This window comes from Epilithonimonas hungarica, assembly GCF_900102265.1.
GTDB classification, from domain to species: Bacteria; Bacteroidota; Bacteroidia; order Flavobacteriales; family Weeksellaceae; genus Epilithonimonas; species Epilithonimonas hungarica.
This window is the reverse complement of the sequence record NZ_FNBH01000004.1, coordinates 54,211-69,640: the sequence shown is the minus strand read 5'-3', so window position 1 is coordinate 69,640 and position 15,430 is coordinate 54,211. Positions and strand designations below refer to the sequence as shown.

Below are 15,430 nucleotides of genomic sequence, written 5' to 3'. Positions count from 1 at the left end.
TTTTTACATCAAAAAAACATTTTTCTTATGGAAATCAATACCAAGTACAGCATTCTCGTTGCTGTGTCCTTCTATTGCTCTGTATTTTCCCAAGATACCGGATCGAAGATCACAGTCAACAGGGACGCTTTAGAGAAGATCATTGTACAGCAAAGACAGGCAAGATCGCTAAAAAGTTCGCAGATCGAGAATCTCAAGGCGAAAGGTTATAAAGAATTTATCACGGATGGTGATAACAACAAGCAGCTCATCGGAGCAGACGAACAGGGCAATCCCCAATATTACACCACCCTTAACGCAGCCGCATCAAAAAGGATCAAGGCAAATAGCTTTTATGGCGGTGGCGCATTAGGGTTGAACATTTCCGGTCAGGGAATGCGCATCGGACAATGGGATTATTCCAAACCGAGACTGAACCATCAGCTAATCGCAGGGAAAGCAACCTATGATGCCTCCCAGAATCAGACGATATCGCGTCACAGTACCCATATCATGGGTACGATGATCGGAAATAATTACAGCAACACGCCAGCGACCGGAGTGGCATATGATGCGACGGCAAAGGCGTTCGATTGGGTGGACGATGTAAAGGAAATGGCAGAAGAGTCCATTTTAGGCCTTATGGTGGCCAACAACAGCTATGGTTTCGACCCGATGTATTACCAGACCTACCAGTTCGGGAAGTACAATGAAACATCGAGGGACTGGGACAAAGTGATGTACAATGCTCCCTATTTCCAGATCGTAAAGGCCGTTGGAAATGCCAGGGGATTGAATCCGACAATCGTTCCGCAGGTAACGGCAAAGAACGGATATGACCTGTTGGAAGGGGCCGGAATCGCAAAAAATGTCCTGGTGGTCACTTCGGCGGATAAAAATGATAATCCTTCGGGAGATTCTGATTTCAATATTTCCTCTTTCAGCAGCTACGGATGTACGGATGACGGAAGGATCAAACCGGATATTGCCGCTCAGGGACAAGGTGTATTCTCTGCAATCGAAACCTACAACTCAGCCTACGGCACATATAACGGTACTTCCTCTGCAACAGCCTCTGTATCCGCTGCAATACTATTGCTTCAGCAATATTATATGAGTATCCAGCAACAATTATTTGCCCCGCTCCGGTCTTCATCCATACGTGGGCTGGTTGCACACACAGCTAATGACAAGGGAACACCCGGACCGGATTATATCTATGGCTGGGGGCTGATGGATACCGAACGTGCTGCCAGGCTTATCTACAACAATGGTAAAAGTGCACTCATAAAAGAAAGTGACCTTCAGCAAGGCGGGGAATATCGTCTATATGTCGTGGCATCTGAATTTGAGAATCAACCACTAGTTGCAACTTTGGCCTGGACAGACCCTGAAGGAAGCATCGGAGATAACACTATCGATGATCCGACCCCGGCATTGGTCAATGACCTTGATATTACCATTCTGAAAAAAGATAATAATGGCAATACCCAGACCTTTTATCCGTGGAAGCTGGGAGGAATGCAGGATCTGACCGCCCCAGCCACCCGGAATTCCGATAATAAGGTTGACAATATCGAAAAAGTGGAGATCGACAACCCTGATGGGCTTTACCAGATTATCATCAAGCATAAAGGAAATTTATCTTCCGGTTCCCAGAACTATTCCCTCATTATTTCAGGGATATCTTTCTGCTACACCGATGACCTGTATGTGCTGACCAGGGAAAAGGATAATATAGAGACATCCAATTTTGTCGGAACGGCAAAACAGATCAAAGCCTCCAATGTGATCAAGAGTGCGGCACAGGGCATTGTCTATAAAGCCTCGCAATCCGTGACATTACTTCCCGATGCATCGGGCGGTTCTGCGACCGTAGGCTTCACCGCTGAACAGGGCTCAGGTTTTACTGCTTACATAGACCCTGATTGTGATATGTCAGACCCTATTCTCGTATATCATTCGCAGGCGGACCGGCCTGTGGGGTCATCAACATCGGAAGATCCGGGCACTTCTTCCCCTTCAGGAAATGATATTGGAAAGAAACAGCTTGATAATGTCGTGCTGTATCCAAATCCTGCCAAGACAGAGGTCAACATATCCTATAAAATAGGTACTGCTTCAGTGGTAAGTGTAACGATTACGGATATGACCGGAAAAGTGGTCTACCGAAATAAAAGTTCTGAGAATTTCCCTTCCGGGGTCTACATGAATCGAATATCTACAGATCAAATGGTATCAGGTACATATCTGGTCACCATTGAGACTGCCAACTACAGAGAGACCAAAAAACTGATCATCCAATAAAAATCAAGAAGATGAGAAAATCTATACCTTTTATCCTGTTTCTTTATTCCATCTCAGTCGGAGCGCAGTCCCCGGGAGGCGTCAGTGGTGTCAGCCTATGGCTGAAGGCAGATTCGGATAACACCAACCTGCCTTATTATCAGGATCTCGGCTATGGCCATCATCAGGTACAGGCTCCTGATACACAGAGTAGGCCTACCTATACTCTGCTCAATTACAACGACAGCTTTTCATTTGACGGACAAAGGTCGTCATTGAAACTAAAATACCTGATGGAACTTCTCAACAGGGTAAGTATTTTCACGGTGTTCCAGAATAAAGACCTCAATAAGGAAAGCGCTGTCTACACTACGGACAATTCCGGCGAGAAAGAGCTTTATTACAGTACTGCGAATGTTTTCCGCTACAATGGTGATGCATTGGAATATGCCGATCCCAACCAATTGGACAGCATTGCCTCATTCAGTATGTACTCCAAATTCGATGTTCCCTCAAAAAAAGTGGGTTTCGCAAGTGGCAATACCGGGAAGAGTACCATGTACATCGGAAAAGATATTCGGGGCAACAGTTCATGGAAGCTCTTTAAAGGAAACCTCCCTGAATTGTTCATATATGAGAAGATCCTCACGATGAACGAACGTAATCGCATCAATTCCTATCTCTCCATAAAATATGGAATCAGCCTGCCTTATACAGAATATCTAAGCTCAAAAAGTAAAAAAGTATGGAAGCAGGAAGATCATGATGATTTTCCGAACAGGATCACCGGAATTGGAAGAGACGACTTTTCTGCTCTATATCAGAAGCAATCCACTAACAGTTCGGAGAATAAACGCCTGGTCATTGCAGCCGGAAATCTAGCGATCAGCAATAAAAAGAACAGTGCCGTTTTCGGTGACCAGAGTTTTCTGCTTTGGGGAGATAATGGTAAAGAGCTGAAACCCGGGGAAGAAAATTTTGGATTCCAGCCCATAAGACGCCAATGGAAAGCGAGGTTGACCCTAGAGCAGGGTCAGAGCATCAAAACATCGGTGTCATTCAATGTCAAAGATATTTTTACAGATATACCTGCAGACAAAAATGTATGGTTGATCATTGACAGAGGTGGAAACGGAAATTTCTCCGCCCAGTCCGATGCCATTCCTGCAGATCAGATCAACAGCAAAGGAGAAGCATTGTTCCCGGATGTTTATTTCGATAAGGACCTTTCGGGTACGGATGTTTTCAGCTTTGCCCTGGCGGGTAAAATGTTTGCGTTGTATGACTTGATACAGCCTTCCTGTAAAATCTCTGGCGGGAAGCTTTCTCTTAACATTAAGGGAGGGAAGGCACCTTATCAGCTTGATTTGAGCGGAGACAATAATTACTCGGCAAATATGACCATTCAAAGTTCCGAGATCACCTATGATCAGCTTAAAATCGGACATTATACCTTAAAAATAAAGGATGCATTTTCCTATGAGCAAACCTATGAATTTGACATCAACTCATTCAGCGATATCAATCTCAATTTAGGAGATGAACACGAGATAGGGAGTCAGGGTTATGTGGAAGTGGATGCATCACAGAATATCACAGATCCAGGTGCGACCTATCAATGGATCTCTGAAAACGGATTCAACAGCTCCCTTCCGAAAGTGAAGCTTTATGAGGCGGGAACATATACCGTTACGGTAACAACGACTGATGGCTGTAACAAAACGGAAAGCCTGAAAGTGACGAAAGGCATTGAAAACGGTATCGTGCTATATCCGAATCCTACACTGGTGGGTGAGGATTTCACCATCAGGATACGGTTGGACCAGCCGGAAGATGCAGATATAAAAATATTCGACATGTCCGGTAAGCTGATCTCTTCCAGAAAATTCAACGGGCAGTCTTCTTATGATATCAAAGACCACCTTCTTTCTCAAGGTGCCTATATCGTTAAGGTCGTTACCGTGACCCAGCAAAAGACATTCAAACTCATCATCAACTAATAACCTGAAACTATGAAACCTAATATATTCAGCTACATCCGCAACCAGAAAAAATTGGTTCGTTTTGTGATATTTTTTATTTCCTGGACACAGGTGTACGGTTACAGTTACGCAAGCTATTTAGGAAGCCCGGAGTCAGGTTCGAAGAATTCTTATAATGGTTATAATTATTCACCTAAGACAAAAGGAGGTTCAAATGATAGCGGACCAGCTGTTTCTGAAACCAGAAATAATCCACTCTCCGGGAAAATTGAACAGCCAAACGGAAACGCTTCTTTCAGTGTTCCTGCTAAAACCATATCAAATACTAATGTTTCGTCTGAACCTTTTTCTTCGGTCTATTATAATTCTGATATCAAGGAAGGGATCATCGGAAAAGATAAAGACCATCCTATAGACCAGGTATTTGATAATATTTTCAACATTACGGTCGATGAGCTGCCCAAGGGCGGAACCGTCACTTTGGAATACGACCTTTTCGGAGTTTCTGATTACTCAGGTATCAGCAAAGTGGTGAACGATGAAAGGTTTTCCGGAGGATCGAGTACGCAGCACAATCAAAGTTGGGCCCATCAGTCCGAGCCGGTAAAGCCGGGAACTTTGGTAAAAGGGCTCAATACAATACTGTTTACTATATCTCCGGATGCAAATTATACTTATCGAGTAAAAAATGTGCGTTTCAAGATAGCATCTTCTAAAAATTCAATTACTTATGATAATAATGTAAACAGATCATTAAGCGGAACTATAACCAAAGAATTCTTCAAAGGACAAAAACAAAATTTCTCCATAGGAAATGCCGGACTGGAAACAATTGCCGGCAGTATTTCTGAAAATACAGTTTTCAGCATCACTCCACTGGAAGTTCTGGATATTCCGGCCTTATCCCCGGAAATGGTCAATGTAACTTCTGAAAATGCAGGCTATCGTTTCCTTCCTCACGGTGAGCATTTCAAAGTGCCAGCAAAAGTAACATTGGGATATGACAAGAACAAGATACCTGCAGGTTATACTGAAAGGGATATCAAAACCTATTTCTTTGACAGGGTCTTAAAGAAATGGATAGCATTGGAGAAAGACTCACTGGTATCTGATAAAAAAATACTCGTTTCCAAAACGACACATTTTACAGATATGATCAACGGGATCATCAAAGTCCCGGAATCTCCTGAAACAGGAAGCTACGCCCCGAACAGTATCAAGGACATCAAAGCGGCCGACCCCGTTTCCGGAATCGTGAGTTTATCTGCACCTGCCCCCAACAATCAGGGAAGTGTAAATACCAGTTTTCCGATAAAGCTTCCTGCAGGAAGACAAGGGATGCAGCCCTCGCTATCTGTCAATTACAACAGTGACGGAGGAAACGGATGGATGGGAATGGGCTGGGATCTTTCTGTTCCTGCGGTTACTATTGATACCCGTTGGGGAGTACCTACCTATGATCAAACGGTCGAGACCGAACTCTACACTTTGGGAGGAGAACAATTGGCATTTGAGGCCAGTTCCGGCGTGTATGCAATGCCTAACAGGAATGAGGGTTTTGAAAAGAACAGAACTTCCGACCGCCAGTTTCATCCAAGAATAGAAGGAGCATACAATAAGATCATCCGAAAAGGTACCAATCCTAAGGACTATGTCTGGATCGTGATCTCCAAAGATGGCACAAGATCTTATTTCGGTGGAGATGAAGCAGGGATAAAACAGGATTATGTGCTTAAGGATGCGGATGGCAATATTGGACATTGGGCTTTATATAAAACGGTAGACACCAATAAGAACTACCTTGAATATTTTTATGACAGAACGCCTTATTCGGGAAGTACAGCAAACGGAGGGCAACAGATCTATCCAAGCCGGATTGACTATACATTGCATGAAACAGATAATCCTCCGAAGCATTATTCTGTTACATTCTCTACGGATTCTGACAGAGAAGATGTACAGATCGATGGAAGGCTAGGATTTTTGAAAGTGGTCTCAAAAAGGCTTACAGGTATCAATGTTTCATACGGTACAGAAAAAGTACGTTCCTATCAGTTCTCCTATGTTACGGGAGCGTTCAAAAAGCAGCTGCTTTCGGATATCAAAGAGCTGGATGCCGCTGATCAGGAGTTTTACACCAATAAGATAGAATACAATCAGGTACCTTCCCAGATCTTCGGGACACCTCAGACCTGGACAGCACCTGACATTGCAAATTTTTCGGGATTGGCACAGTCCCTTCAGGGAGGATATTCGTTACTGAGCGGTAACTATTCAAGCAATCTGGGAGGGAACTTCAGGATCGGTGTCGGTATAGGAGATGTAACTGCGATCGTTCCCGATGATAAAGCTATATTAAGTTTCAATAAAGGGACTTTTGGGGCATTGGGAGGTTATTCAAGAGGTAACTCCAAGACCCAGATCATGGCGATAGACATTGATGGAGACAACCTTCCGGACAGGGTCTATATGCAGGATGACGGTATCTATTATTCTAAAAATATGTCCAAGGCAGAGAATGGCGCCCAAAGTTTCGGAGCAAAGATAAAACTGAATTCACTTTCCAATATTGGGAAAAGTTCATCCGATACCTGGAACGTTGGGCTTAGCGCAACCTTCGGAAGTGCAGATGTGGGTTTTGACTATTCCAACAGCACCAGCTCGACGAAATCCTATTTTATGGACTTCAACAACGATCAGCTAATAGATTTCGTGAAAGATGGCAAAGTATACTTCAACAGTATTGTAGGAGGTATACCAACATTCAATCCAGATAGTGGGGTGACACCATATCCTATCAATATCACATCCTCGGGAGCCCAGCCGTCGACATCCTTATTCGATGACAACGACAAAGCTGAAAAGAAAACGATGCTTGAACAGAACCCGTTGCACGATGTTGTACGGGTGTGGGTGGCACCAAGAACAGGAACTGTTACGGTAAAAAACAGTTTCAACCTTCAAAATGTTCAATGTGGCGCTGATGAAGATTGCAGTCTGGCAGATGGTGTGGCAGTATCATTTCAGTATAAGACCGATATGCCTCTAGTACAGAATATCAATGCGGGGGACTATAATATATATTCTTTCACAGACCAGGTTATCAATATCAACAAGGGAGAAAAGCTTTACTTCAGAATATCATCAAAATATAACGGGGCATTGGACCAGGTCAACTGGAATCCTGAAGTAACTTACAATACATCCATATCTCCGGCCGTGGATAGTGACAACAGAAACCTGGACCGATATGACTCCTTTGAGGATTTTGTCAATACTACACCAAGATCTGCAAAAGCAAACGATCCTTCTGTTGCCACGAGCGGTTATATTGCGTCTGCTGATGGAACTTTAAATTTAATGCTGAGCAAGCCGATCGCATTGTCTGACAATGCAGAGATCTCCGTCAGTATTGACGGTATATCATATGATTTTCCGATTTCGCAATCTGATATCTACAATGATACTGTTGTAAATAGTACGGCCTTATCCGTAAACCAAGAGCAAAAAGTGGTGGTCAAAGTAAGGACCAGTACTCAAATTGACTGGACCAAATTTAAACTTATCCCTGAATTTACAGAGACGGCAACCGGAAAAAGAACCTTTCTCCCGGTAGAATATACAATGTACAACAACAGAGGAGAATTTTATACCTATCAGCCTACGGGTGCCGATATAGGCAAAAAAATACTGGTAAAGACATCATCGTTACCTAACTTCAATAACAGAAATGGCCGGGTTGTCATTTCTGCCAAATTCAGAAACAGATTACTGACAAAAACAACTTACGAGGTCATAAACAACAATAACACGGTTGTTACCACTTACGGAACTCCCTATACATTGACATCGGCCGATATAGCTTCTTCTGAGCTTATCTATCTCGAAACCACCGTGGACAGTGATGACCCGGATTTCATCAATACCATTAACTCTATCAATGGACAGCTGGTAAGCAGTGACCTGAACTATATCAATGAGCCTAACAACCTGTCGTTACAGCTTCCAAACGCCAATAGTACATCCCATAGCGATGGAACTATTGTCATAAGCCAAGCTTCCACGCTATATTTTGTTTTGAATAATTATGCGGCCAATACCTCGGCCATCTTATCCATTACAGATACAGCAACAGGGACAGGCGTGCCGTTTCCAAACGGAACATTGTCAGGACAGCCGGGATTGCCAACATCCACGACGGCGAGTTTACCTCCAGGAATATATACTTATAATCTGAACTTTTTCCAGGGATCAAATCCTTCAGCCAATACTCAGATCTTCATAACCAACGGAGGAAGTGAGACCAATATGGTGAGTTTTTCAAATACACCTCCGCACAAACCGATTCTTACCCCTCAATCTATCACAACAGCTTTGGGTTCCAATGAGTATGATAACAGGTTCGGAAGTCTATACCGCGGATGGGGCGGATTTATCCTCAACGGGAATAATCCGGCAAAAAGTACCATTGTTGAAGCCTACGACCTTAACAGTAACTTTGCCAATGCGGGAACAGCAGCAGAGATGAAGGTGGATGAAGCAGGCCTTAAGCTAAGCGATGCTTACGGAACCAGCACTACAACTAATCCTACCATTAATTATCCTACAACGGATGCGAATGGAAATGTCATCATCAATAACAATGACAGTTCCCTTTCCCAGAATTATTTTCTGACCGTCAGTTCCAATATCAATAATACCGATAAAGGAAGACTGGAAGATGTGGACCCTGCGATCTATATTTCGCAAAATGTGATCAATGTATCAAGATTGAATATCAGGGACATCGATAATAATTTTGTTAACAATACGCTCAGCCAAAGTCCAGGGAGTGAACTTAATGCGCCGAATCTCAAATCCAGAAATCAGAGTGTAAGTGATAAGTTCGGGGTAAATATAGGTCTGTCTATTGGTCAATCCCGATCAATCTTCAATGAGAACAAATCACTCCGTTCATTGATCGATTTCAACGGAGACGGATTCCCGGATGATTTTGCCAAGACCAATGTGAAATTGTCCAACCCTATCGGATTCCTTTCCTCTAATTCAAAAGAAGTGGGAAGTGAGTTCATTTCCAAGGCAGATTTCTTGGGTGTATCTGCAGGATACAGCTTTAAGCACGCCAGCTCTGCGCCTACGCGATGGGGAATTTTCCCAATGCCGGGTGTAGCTTTGGGTACCTTGGTGCTTCCGCTTGCTAAGGAAGTTTCCACTACCGTTTCTATAAATACCAATTTGGATATTTATAACAACCAAAGATCAAAACAGGCATTTGTAGATATCAACGGAGACGGCCTTCCGGATAAGTTCAATGATGGAAACTTTGAATTGAACGTCGGAAATCAATTGGTAAACAATGAGTCCTGGGGCACTGGTGAAGTTTCTACCAACAAAGATTTTGGAAAAGGCGCCGGACTTGGTATTTCATTGTTCAAAGGAAGCTTTGAAGGAGGTATCAATACAAATACCAATACTTCTACCACACAAAATGAACTATTGGACATCAATGGTGATGGTATCAATGACAATATTGAGTATAACGGTTCCGGTGCTACGGTCACCTTCAACAAAGGGAACGGATTTACCGGAGGAGAAACGGCCTCTGTCAATTCAAAAAGTATCGTTGAAACATTAAGCCTAGGTGGTAATGTTGGTTTTACAATTCCGATAACCATTATTGTCCCACCAAGTACGATAGGTGTCAAGCTAATGATATCTGCCGGAGTCTCTGCGGGAGAAGCCGCTGGCAAAACTAAATCTTCATTTAAAGATATGAATGGGGACGGCTATCTGGATTATGTTACTTCAGATGATGCCAACAATGTTACGGTAAGCCTGAACCAGATCGGTATTACCAACCTCCTCAAAAAAGTGACCCTTCCAACCGGAGGAAGCTGGGAGGTAACTTACGAGCGTAAAGGAAACACCTATGAGATGCCACAGAGCCGTTATGTGATGACCTCTGTTATCGTGAAGGACGGCTTTGCACAGGACGACCAGTTCAAGCCTGGTGTATCCAAGATCACCGTTTCATATAACAACCCTTACCACAGCCGTAGGGAAAGAACATTCTACGGATTTAATGAAGTAAGAATTGATCAAATCAATACAGCCAACGGCGGAGCCAACGCAACGCAGGTGTTCCGTTATACCGTCCAGCATTTTAATAACAGTTCCTACTTCTTAAAGGGCAGCCTTTTGGACGAAACGCTTTTTGATGCCTCTAACAGAAAATGGACGGAGACCATCAATACCATTACGGCAAGAGCATTATCGAACACCAATCTTCCTATAGCATTGCCAACTTATGAAGCAGAAAAAGCGTTGACCAATTACGCCTATTTTGTCACCGCCAATAAAACCGTTTCCAACTTCTACGAAGGGCAAACCACTGCAGGAAAATCTACCTACTCTGAGAGTCTTGCCTATGACAATTACGGAAACCTTACCGGTTACAGGGACTACGGAGACCAGCAGATAGGCAGCAACGATATCCTGAACTCCATTATAGAGTACCAGATCACCGACAGCGGAACAGATTATATGATCCTTCCGAATGCGGTCATCAACGGTGCCACAGGTGTTCTGAGAGAAAGAGTCGCCTCATATGACCCGAAAGGCAACCTGATGTCCATCACGATGACAGGAGGCGGAAATCCCATGTACAGCTACCAGTATGATATCTATGGTAACATCTCGAAAGCAACATTGCCGCAGAATGCCAATGGTGAAACTTTCTGGCATCAATATACTTATGACAACGATCTCAAGACCTATCCGGTAGCTGTGGAAGATGCGTTCGGATACAGCAGCAGTACGGAATACGATTACCGTTTCGGGGTGCCAGCCTTCACTACGGATATGAACCTGCAGCCTACGCAATATACCTACGATGCAAAAGGACGTTTGACTACCGTTACAGGACCTTACGAGCTGTTCAACGACATCCCGTGGACGATACAGATGGAATATCATCCCGTGACCAACGCCCCTGTGGATGCTACTACAGCACAGTCCTATGCGGTTACAAAACATTACGATCCTGAGATCGCAGGCAATACAATTAACACAGTTAGTATTGCCGATGGTTTAGGAACGGCAATACAGCTGAAAAAAACAGCAGTAATATATGATTCCCAAGCACTGAAAGGACAATACATTGTTTCTGGAAAAGTAGTGCAGGATGCTTTCGGACGTGCACTTAAGAGCTATTATCCTACGGTTGGGCTTGTCAACAATTTCTATGACCCTTCTGTGGACAATATAGAGCCTACCACCAGCACCTATGACGTTCTGGACAGGGTTCTCACCACCAGGCTTCCGGGCGAGCAGCTCTTTAGCAAGGTGCAGTACGATTTTGGGAACGACCGTTTGGGCAGAAAGATGTTCCATACCCAGTTTACTGATGAGCTGGGAAGTATCAAGCATAATTTTGCGGATATTAAAGGACGCACGACCACCGTGCACGAGGAAAGCAACACAGGAGATATCGTTACCAGCTTTACCCACGATGCCATTGGCGAACTATTGCAGGTAAAAGATGTGGAGAACCATCTCACCGCCAGTATCTATGACGACCTGGGAAGAAGGGTGAGCATTACACAACCGGACAATGGAACAAGCACATTTACCTATGACCCTGCCGGAAACCCTACCAGCAAGACGACCGCCGAAAATGAAACGGTAACCTATCAATATGACTACAACCGTCTGAAAGGCATTACCTACCCGAACTATCCGGAGAACAATGTGGCCTACTATTATGGGCAGGCGCAGAATGCCTCCGCAGCCGATGACAATGCCGTGGGCAGACTGTGGTATCAGACCGATGCCAGCGGAACACAAAGGCTGAAGTATGGCAAGCTTGGTGAGCTTACCTCGCAACGCAGATCCGTGGCTACCCCGGATGCCGGTATCTTCTGGTACGGAACAGAATGGGAGTACGACACCTGGAATCGTGTGAAAAACATCACCTACCCCGATGGCGAAAAGCTGACCTACAGCTACAACAGGGCGGGCAACCTCAACAATATGGTAAGCGTGAAGGACGGGCATTCTAGAATCCTTGTACGCAATATCGGTTATGATAAATTTGAACAGCGCGTATATCTGCGTTATGGCAACGATACCGAGACCACTTACGAATACGAGAACGAGCGACGCCGACTCTTGAAGATGAACGTGGAGAACAGCACCCGCAGTTTTATGGACAACCTCTACCAGTACGATGTCGTAAGCAATGTCTTGCAGACACACAACAATGCACCGGCAGCACCGGCAGGATTGCTGGGCGGGGGAACCAACTATGCCTATGGCTATGACGACCTCTACAGGCTGACCTCTGCCAACGGCAACTGGAAGGGCAAGACTGACATTGGGACAGACCTGCGCCACCGCTACACCTACACCATGGCATACGACAATATGCACAATGTGATGAGCAAAGTGCAGAAGCACGAGACCGCACCGGGCAATACAGGAAATGACTGGACGGCAAGGTACGATACCTCTTATATGCTGAATTATAAGTACGAGGGCAGCCAGCCACACGCACCAAGCACCATTATAGACCAGCCGAACATAGTGCCTACAACCACTTGTTGTGACCCGAATGACCCGGGTGTTAAGTTTATGCATTACGCTTACGATGCCAAAGGAAACCCTACAGGCATAAATAAAGAGACCTGTACAGTAACGGAAGCTGCAACCACCCACATTTGGGATGAGGAGAACAGATTGCAAGCCGTTGATACCAATCCGAGCACACCAGAGGCAGATGGCATAGCGATGTACACCTATGATGCAGGCGGAGAGCGTATTATGAAGCAGGTGTATGCCGGAAGTTACACCATTAGAACCCCTTTTGGACCGATAGAAGTGCCGTATTACACGTACACGCTGTATCCTAATGGCTTGGTCTCTATGAACTTAAGCTTTGACAGACGTGGCAATACGTATAGAAGAAACTACACCAAGCATTACTATGCTGGCACGCAAAGAATAAGCGGAGCATTGGGTAGCAGTGTAGCTGTAGGAGATTTTAACTGTAACTGGCTGATAATCCCATTTGGAGCAGGTGGTGCGCCAATTAACGAGAAAGATGTAGCTTTGCAAAAAGCGCAGACGGCGAAAGAGCATACGAAGAATATGCTTGAGAGATTTGGCATTAATGGAGCAGACTACGGACAAGGTGGCGGTTATGATGGAGACTACTGTGCCACAGACTTTAGTGGACAAGAGGAATTGGATGTGTATTGGTATCATCCTGACCATTTAGGTTCTAGTAGTTTTATTACAGGAATAGACGGAGAAGTTAACCAGAACATAGAATATTTCCCTTCTGGCGAGACGTTTGTTGAGAACCATTTGAATTCTTATAACGTTCCTTATAAGTTTAACTCTAAGGAATTGGATGATGAGACGGGGTACTACTATTACGGTGCGAGGTATTACAATCCTCGTACAAGTCTTTGGTTAAATGTTGACCCGCTGGCATCATATAATCCCATTATGGAAATCGAACATTACATTGATGGACAGCATAATGGCGGGGTTTACAATTCCGGAAACTTGAATCCATATATTTATTGCTACCAAAATCCTGTAATATATGTAGACCCTAATGGAAAGCAGAGTTATTTTATGACCCCTCCAAGTAATGGTGGCGAGGCATTTGGAAGATTCTTTAAAGGTTTTGGCAATTTTTTTAAAGATTCATATCAAGGAGCTAAATTCTCAATCACTAATGGCTATTATATAAATTGGGGTACACCAGCTCAAATGCAATTAGCTAGACAAAATATGATGAATAGTGCTAATGCGTTTGCTGTATCTATAACGAGTGGAGAGGCATTAAAATCAATTGGGGAGGCATTACAAACACCTGAAGGATGGGGATACGCAACTGCTATGATTTCTACATTTGTTGTAGCTAAAAGGCTCAATGCATCTATTGGTTCAGGAAGCCTTACTATTTCAGAGGGAAGTTTCTCCGCCAGTGAAATTAGTGCTGCTCGATATATGGCAGGTAGAGGAAGTAAAGTTATTTTAAGGGATGTTATTGAAGGTGGAGCACAAGGAAGGACATCTGATTTGCTTGTAGATGGTTTAACCTATGATGTTTATACACCAAAAACATCAAGTGTTAAGTCTATAGTATCAGCAATAAGAAGTAAAAATTCTCAAGCTCAAGGTATTGTAGTTGATCTTTCAGAGAGTAGTCTAAAACCATCTGATTTAAATAACATATTAAAAAGAGTTCAAGGTGCAGGAGCAAAAAACATAAAAGATATTGTTGTAATGCCTAAAAAATAAATTATGCCTAAAATTAAATGTAAATGTGGGAATATTGTAAGCTTGAACGATATTCCAAATGTTAATGAATTACATATCATTTCAGATATCGATTTTGAACAATTTTGGAATGACGATGAAGATTTTGTTAAAATAGAAGATGTTGCTTCCCAAATGAAACTTGTAGTAAAATGTAATAATTGCTATAGATTGTATATATATGAGAATGGAATGAATGAAGATCCTATTATTTATAAATTAGAGGAAGGAAAGTGGAATAAGTGAGAAAACCCCACGCTAGCGCGAGCGTTCCGCTCGTGCCGGCTTTTAACAAACACAATTTTAAAAAATTTATACAATGCCAGTAAAGTACAATGTAACTGAGCGTAAGAACCTTCAGGATCCGAAGGCTGCCCCCCACGCTGGCGCGAGCGTTCCGCTCGTGCTGGCTTTTAACAAACACAATTAAAAAAAATTATAAAATGCCAGTCAAGTACAATGTAACAGAGCGTAAGAACCTGCAAGACCCGCAGGCAGCTCCAAAGTTCTACGCCAGCGCAAAAGCAGATGGCGAGATCAATCTAAAAAGCCTTTCCAAAGAAATCTCGCAAGGCTCTACTACCGTCTCAGACACAGATGTTTTAGCCGTGCTCAATGACCTTATCAAAACCGTAAGCCGCCATCTTGCAGAGGGCAAGATCGTAAAGCTCGGGGACTTCGGTAACTTCCAAGTTTCCATATCCAGTGAGGGTGCAGAGACCGCAGAAAAGGTAACCTCCGGTCTCATCCGCAGCAATAAGATCAACTTCCGTCCAGGTGTAGATCTGCGGGATATGCTAAGCACTGTAAAGTATGAGAAATACAGCAGGTAAGCAAGACACTCAACGCGT

At 43.7% G+C, this 15,430-nt stretch carries 5 protein-coding genes; all 5 read left to right on the top strand.

The window, feature by feature from the left end:
• The first annotated feature begins 27 nt into the window (after positions 1–27).
• The 5 genes from BLT30_RS15125 (at position 28) to BLT30_RS15105 (ending at position 15,412) form a co-directional block, all read left to right on the top strand.
• On the top strand, positions 28–2,286 hold the full coding sequence (locus BLT30_RS15125) for a S8/S53 family peptidase (RefSeq protein WP_089874418.1): 2,259 nt from the start codon (positions 28–30) through the stop codon (positions 2,284–2,286).
• An 11-nt stretch (positions 2,287–2,297) separates the two neighbouring features.
• Positions 2,298–4,265: a T9SS type A sorting domain-containing protein gene (locus BLT30_RS15120; RefSeq protein WP_089874417.1), complete on the top strand. Its 1,968-nt coding sequence runs from the start codon at positions 2,298–2,300 to the stop codon at positions 4,263–4,265.
• 12 nt (positions 4,266–4,277) lie between these two features.
• A complete protein-coding gene (locus BLT30_RS15115; protein WP_089874416.1) occupies positions 4,278–14,561 on the top strand; it encodes a SpvB/TcaC N-terminal domain-containing protein in 10,284 nt (3,427 codons plus the stop codon).
• 3 nt (positions 14,562–14,564) lie between these two features.
• Complete coding sequence (locus BLT30_RS15110) at positions 14,565–14,825, top strand: hypothetical protein (RefSeq protein ID WP_089874415.1); 261 nt, start codon at positions 14,565–14,567, stop codon at positions 14,823–14,825.
• A gap of 197 nt (positions 14,826–15,022) precedes the next feature.
• Positions 15,023–15,412 (top strand): HU family DNA-binding protein, encoded by a 390-nt coding sequence (locus BLT30_RS15105; protein ID WP_089874414.1) that lies wholly within the window; start codon positions 15,023–15,025, stop codon positions 15,410–15,412.
• Positions 15,413–15,430: the final 18 nt, after the last annotated feature.

Coding starts and splice junctions, on each gene's coding strand:
- BLT30_RS15115 (WP_089874416.1), top strand. CDS start 4,278: ATGAAACCTAATATATTCAGCTACATCCGCAACCAGAAAAAATTGGTT.
- BLT30_RS15105 (WP_089874414.1), top strand. CDS start 15,023: ATGCCAGTCAAGTACAATGTAACAGAGCGTAAGAACCTGCAAGACCCG.
- BLT30_RS15110 (WP_089874415.1), top strand. CDS start 14,565: ATGCCTAAAATTAAATGTAAATGTGGGAATATTGTAAGCTTGAACGAT.
- BLT30_RS15120 (WP_089874417.1), top strand. CDS start 2,298: ATGAGAAAATCTATACCTTTTATCCTGTTTCTTTATTCCATCTCAGTC.
- BLT30_RS15125 (WP_089874418.1), top strand. CDS start 28: ATGGAAATCAATACCAAGTACAGCATTCTCGTTGCTGTGTCCTTCTAT.